Annotated in this window: 22 protein-coding genes and 4 pseudogenes; 4 read left to right on the forward strand and 22 right to left on the reverse strand. The window is 41.2% G+C overall.

Translation table 11 applies throughout. The features are described 5' to 3' along the window. The first annotated feature begins 19 nt into the window (after window positions 1-19). Together NSQ41_RS18140 and NSQ41_RS18145 are read left to right on the forward strand one after the other, a co-directional pair. The gene (locus NSQ41_RS18140; protein WP_339210586.1) at window positions 20-1,750 is read left to right on the forward strand and encodes an ABC transporter ATP-binding protein; all 1,731 of its coding nucleotides are present in this window, start codon (window positions 20-22) and stop codon (window positions 1,748-1,750) included. Next, entirely contained in the window at window positions 1,722-2,549 is an 828-nt protein-coding gene (locus NSQ41_RS18145) for an energy-coupling factor transporter transmembrane component T (RefSeq protein ID WP_327856127.1), read from the forward strand. The genes NSQ41_RS18140 and NSQ41_RS18145 overlap by 29 nt, the downstream gene beginning before the upstream one ends. Window positions 2,550-3,085: 536 nt before the next feature. Here the strand turns inward: NSQ41_RS18145 and NSQ41_RS18150 are convergent. The 11 genes and pseudogenes from NSQ41_RS18150 to NSQ41_RS18200 form a co-directional block, all read right to left on the reverse strand. Continuing rightward, window positions 3,086-3,631, reverse strand: coding sequence for a transposase (locus tag NSQ41_RS18150; protein WP_094244295.1), 546 nt, complete (start codon window positions 3,629-3,631; stop codon window positions 3,086-3,088). 5 nt (window positions 3,632-3,636) lie between these two features. Beyond that, window positions 3,637-5,163, reverse strand: coding sequence for a YifB family Mg chelatase-like AAA ATPase (locus NSQ41_RS18155; RefSeq protein WP_311066627.1), 1,527 nt, complete (start codon window positions 5,161-5,163; stop codon window positions 3,637-3,639). Window positions 5,164-5,447: 284 nt separating this feature from the next. Then, window positions 5,448-5,717 (reverse strand): transposase, encoded by a 270-nt coding sequence (locus NSQ41_RS18160; RefSeq protein WP_339210588.1) that lies wholly within the window; start codon window positions 5,715-5,717, stop codon window positions 5,448-5,450. A 514-nt stretch (window positions 5,718-6,231) separates the two neighbouring features. After that, window positions 6,232-6,498: pseudogene (locus NSQ41_RS18165) on the reverse strand (UDP-glucose 4-epimerase GalE); the annotation flags it as partial. 35 nt (window positions 6,499-6,533) lie between these two features. Beyond that, window positions 6,534-6,977: a DUF488 domain-containing protein gene (locus tag NSQ41_RS18170; RefSeq protein WP_339197924.1), complete on the reverse strand. Its 444-nt coding sequence runs from the start codon at window positions 6,975-6,977 to the stop codon at window positions 6,534-6,536. 12 nt (window positions 6,978-6,989) lie between these two features. Then, window positions 6,990-7,418 carry a DUF488 family protein gene (locus NSQ41_RS18175; protein WP_339197927.1) on the reverse strand — a complete coding sequence of 143 codons (429 nt, stop codon included), beginning with the start codon at window positions 7,416-7,418 and terminating at the stop codon, window positions 6,990-6,992. A 60-nt stretch (window positions 7,419-7,478) separates the two neighbouring features. After that, window positions 7,479-8,141: a hypothetical protein gene (locus NSQ41_RS18180; RefSeq protein ID WP_339210589.1), complete on the reverse strand. Its 663-nt coding sequence runs from the start codon at window positions 8,139-8,141 to the stop codon at window positions 7,479-7,481. A 294-nt stretch (window positions 8,142-8,435) separates the two neighbouring features. Then, window positions 8,436-9,428, reverse strand: a complete 993-nt coding sequence (gene galE, locus NSQ41_RS18185; protein ID WP_339210591.1) for a UDP-glucose 4-epimerase GalE — start codon at window positions 9,426-9,428, stop codon at window positions 8,436-8,438. 15 nt (window positions 9,429-9,443) lie between these two features. Continuing rightward, window positions 9,444-9,653 (reverse strand): annotated as a pseudogene (locus NSQ41_RS18190) (phosphomannomutase); the annotation flags it as partial. A gap of 58 nt (window positions 9,654-9,711) precedes the next feature. Beyond that, a complete protein-coding gene (locus tag NSQ41_RS18195; protein ID WP_339210592.1) occupies window positions 9,712-10,134 on the reverse strand; it encodes a protein-export chaperone SecB in 423 nt (140 codons plus the stop codon). A 2-nt stretch (window positions 10,135-10,136) separates the two neighbouring features. Then, window positions 10,137-10,400, reverse strand: a complete 264-nt coding sequence (locus NSQ41_RS18200) for a hypothetical protein (protein WP_327848734.1) — start codon at window positions 10,398-10,400, stop codon at window positions 10,137-10,139. Window positions 10,401-10,832: 432 nt separating this feature from the next. Between NSQ41_RS18200 and NSQ41_RS18205 the strand changes: the two genes are divergently transcribed. Next, the gene (locus tag NSQ41_RS18205; RefSeq protein WP_027725928.1) at window positions 10,833-12,062 is read left to right on the forward strand and encodes an IS110 family transposase; all 1,230 of its coding nucleotides are present in this window, start codon (window positions 10,833-10,835) and stop codon (window positions 12,060-12,062) included. 156 nt (window positions 12,063-12,218) lie between these two features. On the opposite strand, the gene NSQ41_RS18210 is transcribed toward NSQ41_RS18205, so the two are convergent. The 4 genes and pseudogenes from NSQ41_RS18210 to NSQ41_RS18225 all read right to left on the reverse strand — a co-directional run bounded on the left by NSQ41_RS18210 (window position 12,219) and on the right by NSQ41_RS18225 (window position 16,329). Then, window positions 12,219-12,857, reverse strand: coding sequence for a hypothetical protein (locus NSQ41_RS18210; RefSeq protein WP_327848735.1), 639 nt, complete (start codon window positions 12,855-12,857; stop codon window positions 12,219-12,221). A gap of 273 nt (window positions 12,858-13,130) precedes the next feature. Further along, window positions 13,131-14,083: pseudogene (locus NSQ41_RS18215) on the reverse strand (IS66 family transposase); the annotation flags it as partial. 8 nt (window positions 14,084-14,091) lie between these two features. Then, window positions 14,092-14,946: an Rpn family recombination-promoting nuclease/putative transposase gene (locus NSQ41_RS18220; protein WP_339210595.1), complete on the reverse strand. Its 855-nt coding sequence runs from the start codon at window positions 14,944-14,946 to the stop codon at window positions 14,092-14,094. 99 nt (window positions 14,947-15,045) lie between these two features. Next, complete coding sequence (locus tag NSQ41_RS18225; RefSeq protein ID WP_339210597.1) at window positions 15,046-16,329, reverse strand: AAA family ATPase; 1,284 nt, start codon at window positions 16,327-16,329, stop codon at window positions 15,046-15,048. Window positions 16,330-16,852: 523 nt separating this feature from the next. Here NSQ41_RS18225 and NSQ41_RS18230 point away from each other — a divergent pair. Further along, the gene (locus NSQ41_RS18230; protein WP_339210599.1) at window positions 16,853-17,176 is read left to right on the forward strand and encodes a glycoside hydrolase family 3 N-terminal domain-containing protein; all 324 of its coding nucleotides are present in this window, start codon (window positions 16,853-16,855) and stop codon (window positions 17,174-17,176) included. Between the two features lie 421 nt (window positions 17,177-17,597). Here the strand turns inward: NSQ41_RS18230 and NSQ41_RS18235 are convergent, their stop codons facing one another. From NSQ41_RS18235 to NSQ41_RS18265, 7 genes and pseudogenes are all read right to left on the reverse strand, one after another. Next, window positions 17,598-19,175: an IS66 family transposase gene (locus NSQ41_RS18235; RefSeq protein WP_339211658.1), complete on the reverse strand. Its 1,578-nt coding sequence runs from the start codon at window positions 19,173-19,175 to the stop codon at window positions 17,598-17,600. Window positions 19,176-19,234: 59 nt separating this feature from the next. Continuing rightward, window positions 19,235-19,591: an IS66 family insertion sequence element accessory protein TnpB gene (tnpB, locus tag NSQ41_RS18240; protein ID WP_063389611.1), complete on the reverse strand. Its 357-nt coding sequence runs from the start codon at window positions 19,589-19,591 to the stop codon at window positions 19,235-19,237. Beyond that, a complete protein-coding gene (locus NSQ41_RS18245) occupies window positions 19,588-19,911 on the reverse strand; it encodes a hypothetical protein (RefSeq protein ID WP_063389610.1) in 324 nt (107 codons plus the stop codon). The genes tnpB and NSQ41_RS18245 overlap by 4 nt, the downstream gene beginning before the upstream one ends. Window positions 19,912-20,107: 196 nt before the next feature. Next, window positions 20,108-21,172, reverse strand: coding sequence for a UDP-glucose 4-epimerase GalE (gene galE, locus NSQ41_RS18250; protein WP_339210601.1), 1,065 nt, complete (start codon window positions 21,170-21,172; stop codon window positions 20,108-20,110). A 122-nt stretch (window positions 21,173-21,294) separates the two neighbouring features. Next, a pseudogene (locus NSQ41_RS18255) lies at window positions 21,295-21,541 on the reverse strand (DDE-type integrase/transposase/recombinase); the annotation flags it as partial. A 660-nt stretch (window positions 21,542-22,201) separates the two neighbouring features. Next, window positions 22,202-22,360, reverse strand: coding sequence for a transposase (locus NSQ41_RS18260; RefSeq protein WP_339211660.1), 159 nt, complete (start codon window positions 22,358-22,360; stop codon window positions 22,202-22,204). A gap of 179 nt (window positions 22,361-22,539) precedes the next feature. Then, window positions 22,540-24,150 (reverse strand): IS1634 family transposase, encoded by a 1,611-nt coding sequence (locus NSQ41_RS18265; RefSeq protein ID WP_339210604.1) that lies wholly within the window; start codon window positions 24,148-24,150, stop codon window positions 22,540-22,542. Window positions 24,151-24,343: the final 193 nt, after the last annotated feature.

Genomic DNA, 24,343 nt, shown 5'->3' on the forward strand with positions numbered 1-24,343 from the left:
CTTACAGGAGCTTTTACGAATGAGAAAACGAGTGATTGAATTTCATAATTTTAGCTTTAAGTATCATAGCCAAAAAAATCCAACATTAAAAAATATTCATTTAAACATTTACGAAGGGGAAAAAGTTTTAATCGTTGGGCCTTCAGGATCTGGGAAGAGCACCATTGGCCACTGCATCAATGGTCTAATCCCCTTCTCTTATAAAGGAGAAATGACCGGAAGTTTAAAAGTAATGGGTCAGGAAACAAAGGAGTTAAATATTTTTGCTTTATCAAAAATGGTTGGTACTGTTTTACAGGATCCTGATGGCCAGTTTATAGGATTAACTGTTGGTGAAGACATAGCTTTTGCATTGGAGAATGATTGCACTCCGCAAAAGGAAATGTTCGAGATCGTAAAAGATGCTTCCAAAATGGTCGAAATGGATGATTATTTGCCTGCCTCTGTCCATCATTTGTCAGGCGGGCAAAAGCAGAGGGTTTCCCTCGCTGGTGTAATGGTTGACAAAGTGGATATCCTGTTGTTTGATGAACCGCTCGCAAACCTTGACCCCGCTACTGGAAAGTATGCAATGGCTTTAATCGACAAAATCCAAAAAGAAACGAATACAACCGTTGTCATTATTGAACACCGTTTAGAAGATGTTTTATATCGCCATGTCGATCGCATTATTGTGGTCAATGACGGCTCAATAGTAGCTGATATGAGCCCTGACCAGCTTTTAACAACTAACATTTTAGAAGAAACGAATATACGGGAGCCGTTATATATTAAAGCGGTCAAATATGCCGGTTGCGAACTAACTGAAGATATGCATCCTGCTGATTTCAATCAGTTTAAAGCGGATTTATGCCGAAAAAACTTGTTGGAATGGTTTGAAGATTCAAATCCAAAAACGCCAAGTAAAGAAGGAAAAACAATTTTAGAGCTGAAAAATATTTCGTTTAGCTATTCACCAGGTCACGAAACGATAAAGGATGTTTCTTTTTCAATTAACAAAGGGGAAATGGTGAGCATTGTTGGAAAAAATGGAGCAGGGAAATCTACAATTACAAAATTAATTTGTGGATTTGAAAAGCCTTCCTCAGGGAGCATATTGTTTAACGGCAAGGATATAACAAACGAAACGATTAAAGAACGCTCGTTAAAAATCGGCATGGTCATGCAAAATCCAAATCATATGATTTCAAAGAATATGATTTTTGACGAAGTAGCCTTAGGCTTAAAGGTTCGCGGCGTAGCGGAAGCTGAAATAAAAGAACGCGTCGACAATACATTAAAAATTTGCGGGCTGTACCCATTTCGGAATTGGCCGATTTCAGCATTAAGCTTCGGTCAAAAAAAGCGGGTTACGATTGCTTCCATTTTAGTGTTAGAACCAGACATCATTATTTTGGACGAGCCAACTGCCGGACAAGATTTTCGCCATTATACAGATATTATGGAGTTTCTTGTTCAATTAAATCAGCAAGGCGTCACAATTATGATGATTACTCACGATATGCATTTAATGCTGGAGTATACAGAAAGAGCGATAGTATTTGCAGAAGGCAGGAAAATTGCCGATGATTCTGCTGTCAATGTCCTTTCTGATATTGACATCATCAAACAGGCAAATTTAAAGGAAACGTCTCTTTATAACCTGGCATTAAAAACAGGAATACCAGAACCGAGGAAGTTTGTGGAACGTTTCATAGAATATGATCGGGAGGTAAGGCAGGTTGGCAGCCGAAATGCTATCTTATATTGACCGAAAATCTCCTGTTCATCAGTTGACAGGTGTAACAAAGCTAATATGCTTTATCTTATGGTCGACAGCAGCTATGCTGACATACGACACTCGTATTCTACTATTTTTATTTTTAATTAGTATTCTCATTTTTATTATTTCAAAAATTAAACTTGAAGAGATATTGTTTGTTCTTGTATTTATTTTAGTATTTCTTTTCATAAACAATGTTGCCATTTATGTCTTTTCACCGCAAGAAGGAGTAAAAATTTACGGCTCCAGCCATGTGTTATTTGAAATATCAGGAAGGTATAACGTCACATTGGAACAACTTTTTTACCAATTGAATATTACGTTAAAATATTTCACAGTGATCCCAGCGGCTTTGCTTTTTATTGTGACGACTCATCCGAGCGAATTCGCCGCTTCCCTCAATCGCATCGGTGTGAGTTATCGAATTTCGTATGCTGTTTCTTTGGCATTAAGATATATACCGGACGTACAGCGGGATTTTCGGAATATAGCACGCGCCCAACAAGCCAGAGGCCTTGACATGTCCCGCAAAGAAAAACTTCCTAAACGGATCAAAAATGCCGCCTCCATCCTTGCACCGCTTATCTTATCAAGCCTAAACAAAATTGACACCATCAGCAACGCAATGGAACTGCGCGGCTTTGGCAAAAACAAAAAACGCACATGGTATAGTGCAAGACCTTTTCAAAAAAGTGACTACTTTGCAATCGCTCTATTTACTATTCTGTTCATTGTCACCTTAATCATCACATTCCATGATGGAAGCCGGTTTTATAATCCGTTTTAAAAATACTCCTACTGATCGCATCCAGTAACGCTGTTTGTTGCTGGATGCGTTTTTTTGTGAAAACATTTAAATTAGCCCAATTTTAGGGGTGGGCAGGTTGCTTCCTTGGGCCACTAAGCTGGCAAGCCTTTTTTTATGCAATCAAGTTCTGCATTTTTTTGTTGCAGAACTCTGTATTTTTATTTAGCAATAAACACTCATGCGTATCACCTAAACAGAACTGCCCACATTTGTTACGCCAATCACTCTTAGTTCATCTTCCCATATTCGTGATATGGACATCAATCCCTTTATTCCTACACGTTTCTTCTTAATCCTTTTTCCTCCATAAACTTTTTACGAAAATATACCTGTGACGTATGGACTGCTCCATAACCGACCGCCAGCACGCCCTATTAACCAATTAATAGACCGAATATTCAGTTAACAGCGCCCATAAAAACAAACCGCCCCATCAAGGGCGTCTCGACCATTTGGACCCTTTCCACTGATGCCATTTCCACGCGCTTTCGATGGCTGACAAGTGACAGGCAGCCTCACCCCCTCACAAATTCAGCATATTTTTTCTTCCGCTCTGTTTTTGTGCCTGAAAGGTAATCTAATAATGCATCCATATTCATAAATTTCGGAGGCAGCGATTTTGGATGCATATACAAATAAAAACTACTCCATCGGTAAAGTTCCGGCGCATGTACCATATGAGCTTCTACCGGGTTGAGATGAATATATCGACTCACTTCCAACATTCCGCTATCATTGTCAATCAATTTACCATAATAACGCTTTTCAAATACATGTCCCGTCAAACGATAGCGAGTATTATAATAATTTGCATACCGTTTGTTCATGAGCGCCATGACTTTCGAAATCGGCTCCTGTTTTGAGCGCAGCTGCAGGTGAAAGTGATTCGTCATAAGGCAATATGCGGCTATTTCAAACGGGATTTTTTCATGTAGCTGGTGGAGGATATGAAGAAAAGCGAGAAAATCATTTGTTTCCTTGAATAGGGGATCACGCCGATTGCCGCGGCAAACGATATGATAAAACCGATGGGGCACCCAGATCCGCTTTTGCCGTCCCATTCTTTTTACCTCGCTGTTGCCTGTTGCTTCGTATATGTTTTCAGCCATCTTAGCGTCATCGCTTCCCAAAGCGATTCATCTGCTATCTCTTCGGTTCCCTTTAAATCGGAAATAGTCCTTGCCAGCCGAATGATTTTCGTTTGCACACGATTGCTCCATTGATGCTGGGATGCCCATTGCTGCAACAGGTGTTGCTGCCTTTTAGCAAGCGGGCTTTTTTCCATTAATAACTCAAAAGGAACACGCCCATTCGTTATTTCTTTTCCGTAACGTTCATATTGCTTTCTTCTTGCTTCTTCTACTCTTTTCCTTATGGTTTCCGAAGATTCCGAAACCCTCGTTTCTTTGGTGAAATCAATGACTTCCAATGGTAATAAAACATCCATCCGGTCATAAATCGGCCCGGAAACACGATTTCGATACGCTTGAATTTGTTTCGGACTACATGTGCAATAGCGCGTTCTTGAGCCTAAATATCCGCACGGACACGGATTCATCGCCCCAAGCAAAATAAAGTCCGCAGGATATGTCACCGTCGACGAAATACGGCTAATCGTCACTTTCCCCGTCTCTAACGGCTGGCGAAGCATATCCAGCGTCTTTTTTGCAAATTCCGCCATTTCATCGAGAAATAAAACACCGCGATGTGCCAGCGACACTTCGCCAGGCTTTGGGTGCGTTCCCCCGCCAATTAAAGAAACCGATGAAGCGGAATGATGCGGATGACGAAAAGGTGGATAGCCACTCTCGATTTTTTCTCCTGCCAGCTGGTACAAACTGATCACCTCTAACTGCGCATCATGAGAAAGACCCGGCAAAATCGACGGAAACGTTTCCGCTAACAAACTTTTCCCGCACCCAGGCGGTCCAACCATTAACACGTTATGTCCGCCTGCCGCTGCGATCTCCAATGCACGCTTTGCTTGATGATGGCCAATAATCGATTGAAAATCTCGATGATGCTTTCGAGGGGAGTCCATAATTTCAGGAGAGCGAAAAACTGGGGGTAACGAAAGAACACGTTGTCCATGCAGATATTGCACCGTTTCTTCCAACGTCTGAACAAAGATACAATCGAGATCTTTCAAATGATGAAGCGGAAGTGTGGGATCATACGGAAGGTATATTTTTTGAAAACCGAGCTTCTTTGCTGCCAATATCGCTGGAAGCATGCCATCCACCGGCTGAATCGTTCCATCCAACGATAACGAACCTAAAAACGCTGCATCGGAGGAAGCCGGCGCTGTCAGCTTGCCCATTGCCTTCAAAATCCCAATCGCCATCGCCAAATCAAACATCGGGCTATGCTTTTTCCGCTCCGGCGGAGACAAATGAACAACAAGCCTTTTATCAAAAAAGTCGCATCCGAAAGCATAAAGCGAAGCAAGAACACGTTCCTTTGCCTCTTTCACCGATGCATCCGGCAACCCAACAATCACCATCGCCGCAATCCCCGGCACTTCCTGCACCTCCACCTGCACTCGATACCCTTCTAACCCCCTTAACCCAATGCTTAAAATCTTCACCGTCACTCATCCATCCCTCCCAATCACAGAACATTAGTTCTTACCCATTATTGTAATACCCTCCCTTTTATCTTTCAATTACCAATATTTCGACAAATTTCGGGCGGTGACAGGCACCGAACCCATTCTGTCTGTCAGCTCCCGGTTTTCCCGCTTTGTTTTTGACTCTGTTTTTTGTTTGGATTGATAGTAGGTACTTCTCGGCACGCCAAGGACCGTACACATGGTTTTAAGGTCATAATGGTGTTTGGCTCTTATCTCGTCAATCATGGATATAACAGTGGTTTGATCTACTTCTTTGCGAATATGGCCATAGCTTTTTTTAAGATTTCGTTTTCCTCTTTCAGCCGGTGCAATTCTTTTTGCAGGTTCAGAAATTCTTCCGGGGTAAAAGAGCCCCCGTCATCCAGCTTAACCGGTTTTTGTTTTCTGATCCATTTGTAGATTGTCGTTTCAGACAGGCCATATTCGTTCAAGATCTGTTTTACTGGTGTTCCAGTTTGATAAATTTCCTTAAATTCAGCATGATAACTTTTACGTTTTTCGCTTGTGTTACCCATATCAGGACACATCCCTTCGTTAATATTATATTTCACTAAAGGGTGTCCATGAAACTATACTAGCATCACATATGTTTTCGTTCGTCGTAACACAATCGCTCCCTAGATCAATTCATCTGTGATCTCTTTATATTGGATTCTGATAACAAAGTAAATTGAAAAGCGATTTATGAGTGGAATTTGTAGTCAGCAAAACTTAAAATCTGGACGGGCATTATATCGTGTGTGGAAAAATGCGGTCCGGGAAGGACATCACGGAAGAAGCGATGAGCTGTCGTAGCCAGTACCACCAAGTTTGGGAAAATTTATATGTCAAAGAGATCACCACTGGAGATAGCAAGACGTGTCAGCGCTATGTATTGTGTACAGTCCAAAAGAAGCGGAACGTCAAGACAAGAGCGAAAAAAACTGTTGGAGACACTGAAAGCGGAATTGGGAGGGCTTCGGCAGCTGCCGAATAAGGCCAACATAAAGCGACATGCGGTGTCAGAAAAATGTCTCCTGCCGAAACTTATTAGGCTCTGTATTTATGCCATTCCCACGCGCTTCCGCTGATTGGTTCCAACAAATATTCCAAATATTCCGCTTTCCAGCCAAGTTCTTCATAAATTTTTTGCGATGATGCGACAAGGCGCGCCGGGGCGCCCGGGCGGCGGGCGATGGATTCAATGACAGCACGGTGGCCAGTGACTTTTTCGCATGTTTCAATCACTTCTTTAACCGAATAGCCTCGGCCATTGCCAAGGTTATAAATGGCGGTTGTCTTTTTCCCCGCCAGCAACACTATGAAAGGATTTCAAATGAACGATTCGTTCTCTACATTAAATGTACAATCTCTACATCCGAATGAAATTTTTGTAAATACTCTGCCAATAAACGGCGATGGCAATGATGCGGAGTATGTTCACTACATAACAGACAAACCGTTTTCTTTCCTATCAGGTCCTTGTGATACTGTTCTACCTTTCTCCTCTTTAACAAATCCATATACTTTTTCTCATAATCTTCCCAAGTGATTTCCTTATTTTTATAAGCTTTAAGAATCTCCTCGGTTGGGGCAAGAAGCGAATCGTGAACGTAGTCAATGCCCAAAATTTCCAATATGAATGATAAATCATCTTTTTTCGCATATCCTGAAAGTTGAGACGTGTTATGCAGCCGTGTATCAATAACCGTATGAACATTCTCTTGTTTTAATAGCTCCACAAACTTTCTCAACGATTTCTTCGAAAAACCGATCGTACATATTTTTGCTTTCATTCTTCCGCTCTCCTAAAACAAGCTTAGCTGTTCTGTCTTAATAGGGTTTAATTCCACAGCTACAACTCCATACGGCTCGAAAAACTCCCCCACTAAACGACGATGGCAATAACGATGATCCTCACAGAAACAAAGCAATACAATATCCTTTCCTAGAAGCAATTTCTTATAAATATCTCGAAGTGACCTTAACTTTTCCTCTTTCCTTAGTTCAGAAAGAAAAGCATTTTCATACAAAGGCCACCATTCGTTTGGGTTCGTTCCTTTCCATTCCCTTAGATAATGCTGAAACAGTTGAGGAGAAGGTGATAAGCTACGAACAACAATAGCGCCCGGTATATCATGACCGGCTCGCGTGATTTGCCATATTTCCGCATGAGGCGGCGCAAATTTTAGCCCCCTTACATTCGAGGTATATAACTTTCCCCTCGGTTTTTTCATTCACCTTCCCTCCTTCCCTTTTTATTAAGTATACCATTAGATAAATGCAAATATCCATTTTCAATCTGGATATTGTTGTGGATAAGGAACAAATGGATTCGTGATAATACTAATAACCATTGGATATTCACGGTAAATGTCCTTATTAGGTTCTTTCCTTGCGAGCCCAACACAGAGATATAATTGATTAAATTCATCAAAACGAACAGAACGATGTTGGAAAACTGAACGCCATTTTAAATCAGTCACGGGATAGCCTTCCTTAAAGGTATTATTACGATATTCATTTCCATTAATTGTGAAACAAACTCGATTCTCTCCAACCACCTTTCGTATTTTATCTGCATTAATCAAACATAGAGAACGTCCGTTAGCATCTAACGTATCACATAGCGATTGCTCATCCTCGAGATGTCGCTCAACAAACGTACATAATTGCTCATTACTTAGTTCATTACATTTATTTACAGAATTGTAATCTAATATTTTGATATCTTCCGTGTGTCCCGGCGATTGAGGATCGTTATATTTGACATAATCAGTAATTTCCCATACGTCTCCCGGCTTAATGAATGCACTATCACAATATCTATAGGTTGGCCAAAAGCGGTGATCAGGTGGTAGAGGTCTTACCCATTCCCCGTATTCAGTCATACCTGCAATGCAATAACGATCATACGTTTTTGTAACGGCAAGAATCACAATTTTCAATGTTTTATCCAAATTCACCATCCCCTATTTTTAGATGAATTTGTTATTACTGCAGATGGACAATTTCGGGTAATAAAGAGCCTGTCCCAACATCAATAAAAGCTATCGGTGTATTTGCTCATCTACAGTAATAATACTTTTATTTCGATATTGATCCCCTTAATCCTTTTTCTTCCACAAAAATTTTATGAAAATATACCTGCGACATATGGTCTACTTCATAGTTTCTCAGCACCGTGCATCACCTGGCTAATCGATTTTATACAGAATATTCCGTTAATTATATCCACAAATAAATAAACCGCCCTACCAAGAGCGGCTCGACCATTTGGACCCTTTCCACTGATGCCATTTCCACGCGCTTGCGATAATGTCTTCCAATGAATACCCCGCTTTCCAGCCGAGTTCTTCGTAAATTTTTTGCGATGACGCGACAAGGCGCGCCGGGTCGCCCGGGCGGCGGTCGGTGTATTCAATGACGGCTTTACGGCCGGTTACTTTTTCGCACGTTTCAATCACTTCTTTGACGGAATAGCCTAAGCCGTTACCAAGGTTGTACACCGCAGTTTTCTTTTTACCAGTCAACAATGCTTCCAGCGCTAAAATATGCGCCTTCGCTAAATCGGTGACATGGATATAGTCACGAATGCATGTCCCATCTGGTGTATTATAGTCCGTACCAAATACAGAAATTTTGTCGCGCTGACCTAACAAATGCTGCAAGACAATCGGAATTAAATGCGTTTCTGGGTTATGGTCCTCACCAATTTCTCCCGACTCATGCGCCCCAGCCGCATTGAAATAGCGAAGGACGACATAGTTCAAACCATACGCAGAAGCAAAATCCGCTAAAATTTGTTCGATCATTAACTTCGAACGGCCGTATGGGTTAATTGGATTTGTTGGGCAATCTTCCGTAATTAATTCGACATTCGGAATCCCATACGTTGCCGCAGTAGACGAAAAAATAAAGTTTTTCACATTATATTTCAACATTGTTTCTAGCAACGTTAATGTAGCAGCAACGTTGTTTTGATAATATTTCAGCGGATTCACCACTGATTCGCCGACTAAGCTGTTCGCCGCAAAATGCATGACAGCTTGAATCGGGTATTTTTCAAAAATCGGTTCAAGATCCGCTTTGTTCCCTAAATCCCCTTGCACAAACACCGCTCGTTCATCGACTAAATTGCGATGGCCAGTCGATAAGTTATCAAGCACAATTACTTGCTCTTTTTCAACTAACTCTTTCACAAAATGACTACCGATATAACCTGCACCGCCAACTACAAGAATCATAGACAATTCCCCCAATTATGAGTTAACAATTTGGTTCACTATAGCCATGACTGTATTTTCTAGTTCACCAATTAATTTTTCGCTTTCTTCTAACGACGTTCCTTTTACACCAAAGTAAAATTTCGCTTTTGGCTCTGTACCGGATGGACGCAAACAGAACCACGAACCATTGGCGAGATGGTACTTCAAGACGTTCGAACGAGGCAGGTCAATCGGTTGTTCTTCCCCTGTCGCGACAAACGGTGCGTTTGCTTGTTAAATCGAGCGATGCCTGTGGCACGCATCAATGATCGTTCTTGAATTTTTTTCTAACTAACTCTGCAATATTTAAAGTAGGCAAAATGATTGGAGTCTCACTGCCTTTGCTTGATAAATCAGAAACAAGTGAACGCAAATAAGGAAATATAATAGCTAATGCATTGATATGGTATAAATTGTGTATCATCTCATCACTAATCTCGGCATCACTGTTAATTTCAAAGTATCCCATTATTTTAGCTTTTACAAAAAAAGTATGATTTTCAAGAAATTCATCACCTAATAAGACACTCAAAGTAATAAAAGCCTCTGTTTTTTTCTCATTCCCATATTCAACAGAGAATTCAAATTCCGGCCTTACTTTCTCATTCTCTATTTCAATAAAAGGATTATTTTTATAAATGGTTTCTAAAACATGATATTCTTTAAACTGCAAAACTGCATTCATTATTATGACGCTCCCACTAACAAATCAGATTTGGAAAAAGTTTGGCTCACAGGTGCAAACAAAGTTTTTTCTTTATCAATTGAAAACGCATCTACATTTTTTACAGTCAAATTATATTGATTTAACTCTTTAAACTCAGGAAAAAGTTCTTCAATATTCACTTTTCGTTTTCCATTCTCATCATTAATGAATATACCCGGAGTTTCTGATTTAATTTTTACCTTAATACCAAGTCTTTGAGCAATATCTATTCTGTTCTTTTCCATTGTCATCTCTCCTCGTATACTAAGTTTCAGAAAGTTTTTTTATCGAATTTCCAGTCCGATACGCTCCTTGACAATCGCATATCTTGGGTGGTTACCTTTGTGGGAGGGGCGCGCCCCTCCCACAAAGGGTTCAGCGTACCGGGGTTGGACTTTTCGCAATGTTCCTGGATAATGGTCTTAGGATCATCGGGGATACTCTTCTCACTCCTGTAGCTTCGACTACTTGTAAAGTCTGTCTCCCCGGCTCCTGTTTGGACGTCTAACCCGCAGGCTGTTCCCGTTGGTTTTCCCCATGCTGGAAGGAGCAGCTTCCAGGGCAGCCCATGGTCCAACGTGAGTTCTCATATGCGAGGGTGACTGGTCAACAGGCGCGATCCGGGGGCATCCCGAAGAGTCCAACCCCTCGATCCTACAACAATAGGAGGTGATCTCATGAAACTCTACGTCGGGATCGACGTGAGCTCACGCGACTTAGCCACCTGCATTATGGATCATGAAGGAAATACGTGCGCACGCTTCAAAGTGGATAATCATCTTCTGGGCGCCACCTTCCTTCGGGATCAAATCCTCCTGTGGGCTAACAAGCGAAAGCCAACCGAAATTCTGATCGGGATGGAAGCCACCTCGGTCTACAGTTGGCATCCAGCTATGTTTTTCCACCAGCAGGAGGCCTTGCAGGCTTGGAACGTCAAGGTGTTTACGATCAATCCAAAGCTCATTCGCAAGTTTAAAGAAGCCTATGTCGACTTGGAGAAAACGGATGACATCGATGCTTGGATCATTGCGGATCGGCTTCGCTTCGGCCGTCTGAAGATGACGGCTGTCCTCAAGGAGCAGTTTCTCGCGCTTCAGCGACTGACACGCATGCGATATCATCTCGTCCACCAGTTAACCCGTGAGAAACAGTATTTTCTCCAGCACTTGTTTTACAAATGCAGTTCCTTTACCCAAGAGGTGGACAGTTCGATCTTCGGACATGCCATTCTCGAACTGCTGCTTGAGTCGTGGAGCCTCGATGACATCTGCCAAATGGATGTCAAGCAGTTGGCCGACTTCCTGCGCCAAAAAGGGCGCAATCGCTTTGCCGATCCGGAATGCATCGCCAAGTCGATTCAAAAGGCGGCCCGTTCGTCGTATCGGTTGTCCAAGTGTGTCGAGGATTCCATCGACTTGCTGTTAGGGCTGTCGATTCAATCAATCCGCAGCCTGCAATCGCAGCTCAAAGAGCTCGATAAAGCCATTACCCGCCATCTTGAAGGCATTCCGAACACACTGCAAACCATCCCAGGCATCGGACCGGTTTATACCGCAGGCATCCTGGCCGAAATCGGGCAAATCGAGCGGTTTCACAATCAGGCCGCCTTGGCAAAATATGCCGGCTTGACATGGTCCAAGCACCAATCGGGCCGTTTTCAAGCCGAGGACACCTCCCTCATTCGTTCCGGCAATCGCTATCTCCGTTACTACCTAGTGGAGGCTGCCAACTCGGTACAACGGCATGATGCGACGTTTCGTGCGTACTACCGGAAGAAGTATGAGGAAGTGCCCAAACACCAACATAAACGAGCCCTCGTCCTCACCGCTAGAAAACTCGTGCGTGTGATCGATGCGCTGCTACGCAACGGTCAAATCTACACGCCAAGAAAGGGGGAAGATCGATAAGAGGATCGATCTGGTATACCAATATCAACCTTTAGACCCAGTTTATTACATGTACCAATACTGGGTTTCTTCAGTATTGCCTTTTTTCGGATCATCGGACAAGGGAATTTCCAATTTCTATGATTTTTCACCTTGACATATTACCGCAGGACTTTATCACTCAAATACAATGGATCTATTGTATCTCTTCCCTTGTCTTAAGTTAAATATACTTATTTCCTCTAATTTTATGCACTCAATGCTTTCAAAATCAATAATATGTTGGTTTCTTACACATAATTGAGTACCATGTTGTCTAAGCCCCATATCCATTAACATTTTATATTGATCTAAATAAGAATTCCCTGAAAATGTTCTTTGTATGAGATAAATATCATCGTCTATTAAATCACAGAAATAACATCTCAACTTCTCAGACTCTCCAAGGGAAATTTCAAGTTCAATCTTTTGCTTTTCAAGCTCAGCAAGTTCTTTTAATACATGTTTATTAAACCTGATTAAATCCTCTCTTGTGTCCAAATTCCAAAAATTCTTTCTTTCTACATTAAGGATAGCACGGATTACCGCAATTTTCCCCTTTTTGATATGTCCTTTCCGCAATTGTTTTTCTACAGCACTCTTGCCCCACTGTTTAGCCTGTTCAAAGTCCTCTCTAAAAAAGTATATTCCTTGCCCAAGCCAATGGTCATCTCTAAAATTAGATTGAAAAGTTTTTGTTTCAATAATGTTATCCGCAGCTGCGTCAAATGTACCATGATATGCTATTATGCACAAACTATAATTAGTAAAATCCATATTGCTCCAATCCTTTACCATTGTTATCTATCTATCATAAATAACACAAAAAAGGGATTAGTTAATAAATATCAGATAGAACGCATATTCTCCATCATTATCGCTTTAAAATCTTCATCATAGCCGTATCTCCCGAAAAACTTGAGGAGCATTCCTGTTAGGAAGGTTTTCGGGGACTTGAAAGAAAAAAAGCCCTCTTGGTATGATGGTAAGCGTCAAATAATCCCCACCTTTTGAAAAGATGGGGATGCTGATAATGCTGATAAAATACACTTACTTTGTTTGAACCCGGCAATGATCGGGGAGAGAAGGTGACCAAGGAAGCACCGTTTGGATGACTTCGTGTCATCAGTTAAATCCATCGTAGGAAGTTTCTGAAATAGATAGTGAAGATATTCATACGGATTGAGTCCGTTTGCCTTCGCTGTCTCTACAATACTATACACGATCGCACTGCCTTTTGCGCCTCTTGGTGTATTCGAGAATAGCCAATTTCTCCGGCCAATCACAAATGATTTGATGGCTCGTTCACTTCCGGTTGTTGTCGTTCTCTAAGCGTCCATCCAGTAAGAAATTCTCTAAGAATTCCCACTGATTGAGGCAATAGGCGATAGCTTCTCCTAATTTGGATTTTGGTGCTACGTGTGTTTTTTTCGTTTGAAGCCATGCCAAAAAGAGGTCCAATATCGGCTTACTTTTTTCAAGCCGGATTTTGTACCTTTCTTCTGGTGATGCCTCTTTGATAGTTCGCTCGATGGCATAGAGTTAATTACAAAACTGTAATCCTTCAGCTGAAACGGTTCGTTTGCCTTTAGCCGAAGGCGGTGCTGCCTTGAGAGCCTCGTCGAATTTCCGACGTGCATGAGCCCAACAGCCAACCAGCGTGACATTCGGGACTTTATGGTAACCCGAGTAGCCATCCACTTGAAGGTAACTAGTGAACGTGTCTAAAAATGTTTTAGCGTGTTCACCTTTACGCGTTGGTTGATAGTCATACAAGACGATCAGTGGGCCAACATTTCCCGTTCGGTATAACCCATGTAGGATTTGGACGTCGCATCGCGACCTGACTCGCGCAAAACCTGGAGTGTGGTTTCATCTGCATGCAAAATCGGCTGCTTCAACAGCGTTTGATGCATGTGATGATACAGCACAGAAAGCCATTTTTCCGCACTATACAGGACCCAGTTCGCTATCGTTCGAGCGGTGACAGGAACCAAACCCAATCACACCCTTATTTCAATTTTTCAATCTCTTCAATCGGCAGTTCGGTTAATTCGTGAATCGTTTGGATGTCGTAACCTTTTACCAACATCTTTTTCGCAATTTGTCGCTTTTCTTGTTGTAATCCTTTTTTTACACCCTCATTTAATCCTTTTTGCTCATACGAAATTAACAATTCGAGCACTTGTTCTTTTTCTTTCGTTTCCATCTTGTTCACCTCGTTTCGTAATTGTTGTTCTTCTTCATCCGACAGTTGCACATATGTTTCGAAAAAGCCGATTAACAATCGTTGCTTTGCTTCGTCTAATTCCATGCGCACAAGCATGCGTAAAAATTGTTTTTTCAATTCAATTCGTTCACTTTCAGTATACCCCATTTTGCTTAACAGCGCAGCGGCGATCGGGTTGTCGTTGCGAATATAATGGCGCCAGTTTTGTTTGTGCAGCTCGACGGTGAAAAAACGGAAGTGGAGTATGTTCCCAAATGGAAGTCGAAGCGTAAATGAAGATGGTTCGTCGCAGATTGTATCGTAGCTGAAGACGGCAATCGGAACGATGTTCGTGCGGTATTTTTCAAACAAGCGGCTGAAGTAAATAAACATACGCTCTGGAAACGATGGTTGAACGTTGCTTTGGTTTTCGATATGGACGATAATTAAACCGTCTTTCCCTTTTAGCTTCGTTTCCACTAACAAATCGACGCGATATTTTTCCCCAGCGGTCACGTCCGTGAACAGTTCTTCAGATAAAAATGATAAATGATGAAAATCAATATGCTCGTGCACTTGCGGGAAAAAGAGAAGAATAAACTCTTCAAAAAACGTCGTGATGAGCTCTTTAAACAAGCGGTCGTGATCGACGGCCATACATTTACCTCACCTCCAAAAATTTTACATACTTTTTCGACAAAACGAACCAAATTCCTACTTGGAAATGAATTTTTTAAACAAAAGCAGAGAGCCAATCTATGACCCTCTGTTTCTACAAATCTCGACATATATCGGGGCGTGACAGGCACCGAACCTATACTCCACATGAGACAAATTCATTTCGTCCAAACAAATCAAATATAACGACGTTGGATTGGCCCTAGCCTCAACCAAAGCATCTAAAAATTCAGTTGATAGGTACTGGTAATCGATCGGATTCAGAAATCCGACTATGTCTTGTTTATCCGTCCAACTTGGCTGCACCCTAATCGTGTAGGATTTTGCCCCCTTGATGATGTTCGCAAACCCTCTCACTAGACTAGACTTCCCTGTTCCGCTCGGCCCATGCAAAATGATCAGCTGATTGGTTTTCAGCGCCCCCACGAAACACTCAATCACATCCCGTTCGTATTGAAGATCACATTGGGTGTGCAACGCCCCGCGGATGACATCGATTATGTCACCTTGTCCATTCCAAGGAATCAGTTCCGAGCCGCTTTCTTCTTCCTCTGCCAATCGCTCGGACAAAGATCGAGGAGGCAAAAGACGCAGACGTTCAAATTGGGAATGCAGGCGGCTCTCATATTCGTCTAACTGTTGCTCTTTTTCGTTTAGCTGGCGTTCCCTTTCATTCAGACTGCTTTCTTTTTCCTCTAGCTGAGATTGTATTTGATCAAGATGTTCCTTTTTCTTCTCTAGCTCCTGTTCTTGTCTATTAAGCTCTTCATTTTGACACTGAATGTGATCTTCATATATCTGTATAAGTTCCTCCAATACAAAGTTGGACAACTCTTCTAATGAACCAAGCTGTTCAGAAAGTTTTTCAACTATTCTATGTCCAAGCTTACGTTCAAGTCGATGTCCCAATACCTCTAATAACTGGGTTTGAGACGGCGCTTGTTTCACAGAGTTTCTTTTGACTGATACCATGCCCCTTATTCGTCTTTCCCTATCGTTCCTCCCTTGTAATGCTTCTATATCAAGAGCCATCGGAACAGTAACGACAATCTCCCCTTCTTTTACCTGTTCCGCTTCTCCGTTTAAAACAAAGGAAACACTCCATTTTTCATTATTAAATGGCAAGGTAAACGGGAGGAAGGTATCCGGATTTAATACTACTCCAATAAACAATTTTCCCCCTTTAATTGGAATGGTCCTCGTTATTTTCAAAATTAATCGATCCCCTAACCCTTTTCGGACTCGACAAAACCCCTCATAAAAAGAATTAGCTTGCTCCTGCGTCCAGTTAACCGGATTGCCTAGTTCATGTAAAATCACTTCCAATTGATGTTGCAACCCTTGTTGTTCGTCCGTAATCACCTCGATGTTCTCCTTTCCAGCTGAAGAATCTCTGTTCATGTCATCTCAAAGGCTTGCCTCTCCTATTGCACTGCAACGCAATCAACAATAAAAAATGAAAAGAAATTCACCCCATTTACAAATGATTCTATATACCCCTATCAAAACCCTCTTTATTCCATAAATTTATAACAAAAAACCTATAAAACAAGAGGTGATGGTTGTTTATGGCGAAGATGAAGCTGTAAAGCGCAAATCACATAGTAACAATATACTATACAATCATCAGCAACAGTGCTCCCTCAACTGTCTCAAATCTATTTCCAACCTACAGAAGGCGAAAAGTGAACATAGAGGATGGGGCGAAAGAACTGCAATATGATATTTCACTTCCCACTTCACCTCCTCAGACGTTTCAGCACTTCCTCCGAGCGTTCATGGATGTCGTTCACAAACTGGATAATGGCTTGGACGATACCGTTTCAAATACCCGGTATACGACAAAGAACATCCCGCCAGCCTTTCCTCTGCGATTATTCAACAATTGCTGCGGGAGAAATTAGGCTATGAAGGCATTGTCGTGACAGACGATTTGGAGATGGGAGCGGTAAGCAAGTATTTCACCTATCGGGAACTCGGCTATCGTGCCATAGCGGCTGGCGCTGACTTATTGCTTGTCTGCCACACGTTTGACCACCAAAAAGAAGTGATCGACGGCATATGGGACGCCTTCCGAACCGGAAAACTGTCGGAAGAACGAATCAACGAATCTGTGAGAAAGATTTTAGCCTATAAACTGTCCCAGTTCCCTTCCATCGAAAACGTTTATGTCGATCCCGCGAAAGCGAAGCAAGTGGTAGGAAACTAATTGCTCCCCCTGATCCATCACGCAAACGTGAATCATCCCCCACCTGCACAACGCGAAGGGGTGGGGGATTCTTTTTCTACAAATTGCCACAAAAGGGTCTAATTAAGAAAATGGACAAAGAAACACATAGCGCGATCAAAAGGACGGTGGAAAGATATCCAAAAAGAAGAGGGGGCAGCGAAAAAGAGGATGAAAACCGCATGCTCGCTTAAGCCAACTCGCTCGTAAGACATTGGGCATAAACCAAGGTGTCTCGGCCGAAAAATTAACAATTGCATATAAACACAAAATATCGTATATTTATAAAAAAGAATCTATGATCATACGATAGTGAGGGAGCCCAATGCACATTAGTCATGCCGTCACGAGGTAAGCGTAAAATAGTCCACACCTACCTTTAGATGTGGACTATTGTTATGATTTATTTAGCTTTATTAGGAACACGACATTCTTCTGGAATTGTTGTGGACCAAGGAAGGAGTTGATCTAATTTTTCTTTGTCAGTCAGATTAATATTTGGAAGCTGTTCAAATAAATATTTAAGATAATTGAATGGGTTTAATCCGTTTTCCTTCGCAGTCTCCACAATGCTATAAATGATTGCGCTGGATTTAGCCCCCTTTATGGTATTGCTAAACAGCCAGTTTTTCCTCCCGATTACAAACGGTTTAATGGATCGTTCTGCGCGGTTGTTATCAATTTCTAAACGACCATCCTCTAAAAAAGCTACTAAACGGTCCCATTGATTACGACAATATTTAATGGCTTGCCCAAGTGCACTTTTTGGCAACACTCTTGGGGCTTGTTCATGAAGCCATGCCAAAAAAGCCTCCAATACCGGTTGGCTGCGTTCTAAACGTTTCTTATAACGTTCTTCAGGACTAACGTCCTTTAAATCCCGTTCTATCGAGAAAAGTTGGTTACAGAATGCAAGACCTTCTTTGGCTTTAACGTGAGTAGTTTTAGCCGATTCAGGAAGAGCCTGCAAAGCTTCTGTGAATTTACGTCTGGCATGAGCCCAACAACCGACCAGACTGACATCAGGGATTCCGTTATAACCGGCATACCCGTCCACATGTAAATATCCACGGAAACCTTCCAAAAATCGTAAAGGATGTTTGGATGCACGGGTTCGCTGGTAGTCATACAAAACAATTGGAGGCCCCATTCGTCCTGTCCGATAAAGCCACATAAATGATTTGGAAGTCGCTCGTCGGTCAGGTTCTGAAAGAACCTGTAAGGTGGTCTCATCCGCATGGAGGATATCCTGATTCAATAGATGGTTACGCATTCGGTCGTAAACAGGACTCAACCAGGTGTCGGCTCCATACAAAATCCAATTGGATAAAGTTTGCCTGGAAATGAATATGCCAAATCGCTCCAGATGTTTTTCCTGGCGATACAAAGGCATACTTTCAACGTATTTCTGCGTCATCGTATAAGCCATTGACGATGGAGATGCCAGACTTCCCGGAAAAACAGGAGCCGGCATTTTCGCCGTGACAATAGGCGTTTCTATTTCATGGCGTTCACAATGACGACAACTATAAACATATTGGACATGCTTTTTCACTTTTACTTGTGCTGGAATAACTTCTATTTCTCTGCGTACTTGCGTACTCATTTCGTGTAGAGGTCCAGCGCAACACGAACAAACCTGTTCCTCAGCTGGCAAACGGTATTCCACCGTTTCAGTAGGCAGGTTTTCTAGTTTTTCATCTCGACGATTTCGCTTCTTCTTGCGTGTATATGTAATGGTTTCAATCGTCGGTTCTTCATCATCAGGATTTGCGGTAGCTTCAGCTTCATTGAAAAGGGACAGTTGGTCTGAATTGGTCTTCTCACTGGAAGAACCAAAACGACGTTGTTGACTTAACCGAAATTGCTCCTCATACCATTTTAGCTTCGCTTCCAAAGCTTCCTTTTCTATTTCAAGCTTTTCGTTACGCGCTTTATAGTATTCAATTGTTTCTTGAGTTTTCATGTCCATGTTTTTCATAGTTCCAGTATACGCAAAAGAATCCGGCTTGACCAGTCGGATTCTCAAGTTTTTTAATTTCATAGAATCGTGCGTGCTTTCACTGTGGGATGGGCTTGTTTTTGTTCGATGGATAAGCCATCTAATAACCAGCGTAGCTGACGAGGACTGATATCCATCGGCACTCCTTCTTGTTCAGATGGCCAGTTGAAAGTTCCTCTTTCTAATCTTCTATAATGGAGCCAAAACCCATTATTATCCCACTGTAGAATTTTAAGTTTATCCCTTTTCCGATTACAGAAAACAAATAAACAAGGGGAAAATGGATCCAAATCGAAGCATTCTTTGACGATGACTGCGAGACCATCAATCGATTTCCGGAGATCGGTGCTTCCACGTGCAAGGTACACTCGTTCAAAATTTGCGTTAGATATCATCGATTTTGAATCACACGCACTACATCGGAAAGTAGATTCAAATCGGTGCCTGGACGTACTTCGATGGACAGTGCACCGTAATGAATAAGGACAGATTCCTGACCCGTATGATGGGAGGAGATTTCTTGGACATCCACCGTCAACCATTTTGATTGATGCTCGTTCGTAGAAATTTCTTCCTCTCGAAACTTTCGAATCCAGTAGTACATCTGATGTATATTTACATCATTGATGCGAGACCACTCAGAAGCACTCAATCCACTTGTTTTCCAAGCATCATACCTGGATTTCCATTCTATTCTTTTGTCAGCATCATTCATAGCATAACCTCCAGCATTTTTTCTATGGAGATTATCTCATGTAACATTCACAACTAGAAGGTGCTGAGTATTTGACGCTTACAAATCCATTGAAAACGAAACATCATAAACATTGATATATCAACATTTCTAAAACATTAAAGGGGCGTCTATAAGCCGGAAAATCGACTTATTAGACAGCCCCTATCTCATTGATTTATACTTGTGATAATAGAGAACTCGATCCTTCATAACCATTGGGATTATTTGTCTGCCATCGCCAAGCATCTCGACACATTTCTTCAATTCCTTTTTCAGCTACCCAACCCAATTCCTTTTTAGCTTTTGTTGGGTCGGCATAGCAAATGGCCACATCTCCCGGTCGACGTTCAACAATTTTATATGGAATTTTTATACCTGTTACTTTTTCAAATGCTGAAACAATTTCTAGAACACTGTATCCTTTACCTGTACCTAAGTTATATGCCTCAACACCTGATGTTTTCAAAACTTTTTCGAGTGCTTTTAAATGCCCGATAGCAAGATCAACTACATGTATGTAATCACGCACACCTGACCCATCCACTGTAGGATAGTCGTTTCCAAATACTCGCAATTCTTTAAGCTTTCCAACTGCAACTTGTGTAATATAAGGCATTAAGTTATTAGGAATACCATTGGGATCCTCTCCAATTCTTCCACTTGGATGAGCTCCAATTGGGTTAAAATAGCGTAATAGAGCAACGCTCCAACTATTATCAGAGACATATAAATCCCGCAAAATGTTCTCAATCATTAATTTAGTTCGTCCGTAAGGATTCGTTGCTCGAAGAGGAAAATCCTCGGATATTGGTATACGATCTGGATTACCATAAACAGTTGCAGAAGAACTGAAAACCATTTTCTTTACATCATACTTTCTCATTACTTCACATAAATTTAAAGTGCCGGCAATATTATAGCGATAATAGCGGAGGGGTGATTGAACAGACTCCCCAACTGCTTTCAAACCGGCGAAATGAATTACCGCATCAATTTCATTTTCCGAAAAAACAGTTTCTAACTGATCTCGATTAAGTAAATCTATTTGATAAAACGGAAAATCTTTTCCAGTAATCTCTTTTACTCGTCTAAGCGATTCCGGCTTACTGTTAGAAAGAGAATCCACAACTACAATTTTATAATCTGCATTCAACAATTCTACACATGTATGGCTGCCAATGTACCCTGCTCCACCAGTTACTAATATTTTTCTGTTCCCCATAACTAAATCATTCCCCATGTTAAAATATCGTCCTCTTTAATATCTACTTTTGCTTCACACCCTTACAAACTCAATGGATATCAGAAAAATTCCTATCCCTAGGCGTTTCCATGTTAGCATTTTCTTATGACTGCACCTTTTTGAAATTCTTCACTTTTATATTGGGTTCCTAGGTCTGTATGAAGGATTAATCCTTCCGCTGGATTTTGGGTTTTGTATGCATTTTGAAGTGTTTTTATCACAACTCTCTGTGTCCATATTTCGTGAAAAAGAATAACCGACAATTTTTTTCGTATGCAAGTACATGATACAAACCAAATAACACCATCCATCTTTTACCGTTGAAACATATGTGATGTCAGCTACCCATTTTTCATTACAAAGGGATTGAACGGGATGTTGATCTTTAAACTGATCGATCAAAACTGATCGATCACTTCAACTAGTTCTTGGCTATTTATTTTTTGCGAATATGGCCATAGCCTTTTTTAAAATTTCATTCTCCTCTTGTAAGCGACGTAGTTGTTTTTGTAACTTGCATAATAATCTGGTGTGACTGCCTCTTCACCATTTTCTGTGGTTGACACACAATCCTAGAAATAAAGTTAGCGTGAGTGTGTTTTTTGCAAAATAAAAGTGCAGAGAATTGCAAAATCCTTATGCAGTGATATGCAATGGGGCTTTACATGGAGGAGGAGCCATGATAACCTTTTTTGGTTTTGCCAAAACTGTTGAAGCTGGCACTTGGCTAAAGAATCATGGCTATAGAGGATCCATGTCAAGCCCTTGATGAATAGATCACATATATGTATATTTATACAAAATTTTTATAAAGATAGCAACACTCTGTATTTTTTTCTTGCAGAAAACATGAGTGTATAGCCGAACAGTTTTTATGTCCTTCTTCAGCTTGCTGACTACTTAGTTGGTAGACTAGAAGCGGTCAAGTGCTTTCCTTGACGGCTTCTAAGTCTACCAATTACGATCGATATAGCTGAAGAAAATCCATTTATGCGGCGTTTTGTTTATAAATATTCCCTGTACATTCTAGAAAACACGTTGTCTAAAACGTCCTAAATTTCGGTACCCATAATCTCTTCTTTTAATATTTTTTATTTTGTGGTTGGTCCCTTCTGTTCTTCTATTTGTATATGGAGAAAAGAAGTATTGAAGGATTTCGGCTTTCCAGTTTTCAAGCGTCCATATGGACTACTCCAAGCAAGTTGAATCCATTCTTCTAAAAACTTTAATGCATCGTCATAAACTTTTAGCTTATAGAATTCTCTTAAGATTTCCTTTAGCTCAAGTTTGACAGAGTACACTAAAGAAAAGCCCGAAAATACTGGTGTTTTGGACTTTACCCACAACACGTACCACTACACTTGTTAGTGGCACGTGTTTTTTTCTAATACTCTAGGAGGCGCTTGTGTGACAAGTGCTTCAAATGCTAGATTTGCTTGACCTTGTAATTCTGTACGAACGATTTGCTCTTCACCATTCACGCGTATTTTCGAGGCCTTCATCTGGCTTACATCATGCAAAATATCCTTTACACTTGTTTGGCATCCTATTTCTTTTAGCTTATAGGCCAAAAAGGATTCCATGACAAGCGCAAGGAAACAAACCATGATATGGCCTCGAATACGAGATTCCACTCGATGGTACATCGGGCGAAGTTCTAGATTCGACTTCAGGTTACGAAAGGCTTGTTCCACTCTCCACAATTCTTTATAGGCAAGTGCTGCCTCTTCATCCGTTAATGACGAGTTGGTCCGAATGGCGTACTTTCCGTCAAACTTTTCGTCATTGGATACCTTCTCTTCATCAATTTTGGCCGATGCTTTTTCTATCGTTAAAAACTTGGAATACGCACGGTTTTTGACGAGTCCAGATGGACCGAGTTCATCAAGCTTCGATTGAAGGTTTTCTAACACGACTTGACGACTCGCTCGATCACGTTCTTCAGCGTCCGGATTGTAACAGAGTACATACGTTTCGCCATCGATTTTCTTTGACTTCACTTTTAGATTCGGGAGAACCTTCTTATATGGCCCACGGATGGATAATAGCTCTTGGGCTTTCTTCGACTTTCGTAATTTGACACCCACAATATATTCCATGCCCAGTTCACGAATTTGATCTAAGTTGGCTTCACTAACCATTCCGCGGTCTCCCACTAGAATGACTTTCTGAATAGGATAGCGCTTCTTCAGATCTCCAACCACCATGCCAAATGTCTTCGTATCATGCATGTTTCCAGGGAAGACTTGATGCCCAATCGGAATCCCTGTTTTGGTCATTAATAAGCCAATCACGACTTGTTTTCGATCTCCACGATGATCTTTGGAGTAACCATAGTGAGCCAGCAGTTCGTCTGCTTCCTCTCCTTCGAAATAGGTGCTTGTCGTGTCGTAAAACACGATATCTACTTCTAATGAAGTTAAATCGGTTAAATGTCCATAAAGTTGTTCCTCAATTTTTTCTTTTTGTTCACTTAAGAAGTCTAATGCACGATAGTAGTGATGGAGTTGAATGTCTGAAAGACCTTCTGCATAAATCGTGTCGATCCATTGTTTGAAGATATAATGCTTACTATTGGGATCCATGAGACGGTTTAACACCATGGCAAAAATGGCTTCGTCATACCGAGAAGCAGTCTCGGAATCATCCATGATTTTACGTAATAGCCGACCAAGCCCTAACTTTTCCCATACCTTTCGGAACAGATAAACCGGCCCAAACTCTTTTGTCCAAAGCACGGAGACAGAAGAGGAAGACCCTTGCCCGTGAATTCGGTCAAAGTAACGCTCTGAAAATTTGGCTAATCCCTCGATTATGTTATCGACAGAGCCATTCTCTAATAAATGTTCTAACCTCCCTAGATTACAAAGCGTTTGTTGCCGAACTTTATTGTCTACACGAAATGTACGACATATTTGTAGATATTGACGAACTGAACCATTTTTATTTTTTTGCTTATTAATTCGAATATACATAGCACTAATAGTATAACATATATTACATATTATTGGATATACAAAAGTTATCCACATAACACTACATAATGATTATATTTTCGATCATTAGCATTGCATAAATATAGTTAGAATTTTCTGTTAATTAATTTTTGTGAATTTGTGACAAAAAGACAAAACCTAAAGAAAGGTGGCACTGCCCATTTGGTAAATA

The sequence above is a fragment of the Aeribacillus sp. FSL K6-8210 genome, assembly GCF_037963925.1.
Classification (GTDB): Bacteria; Bacillota; Bacilli; order Bacillales; family Aeribacillaceae; genus Aeribacillus; species Aeribacillus composti.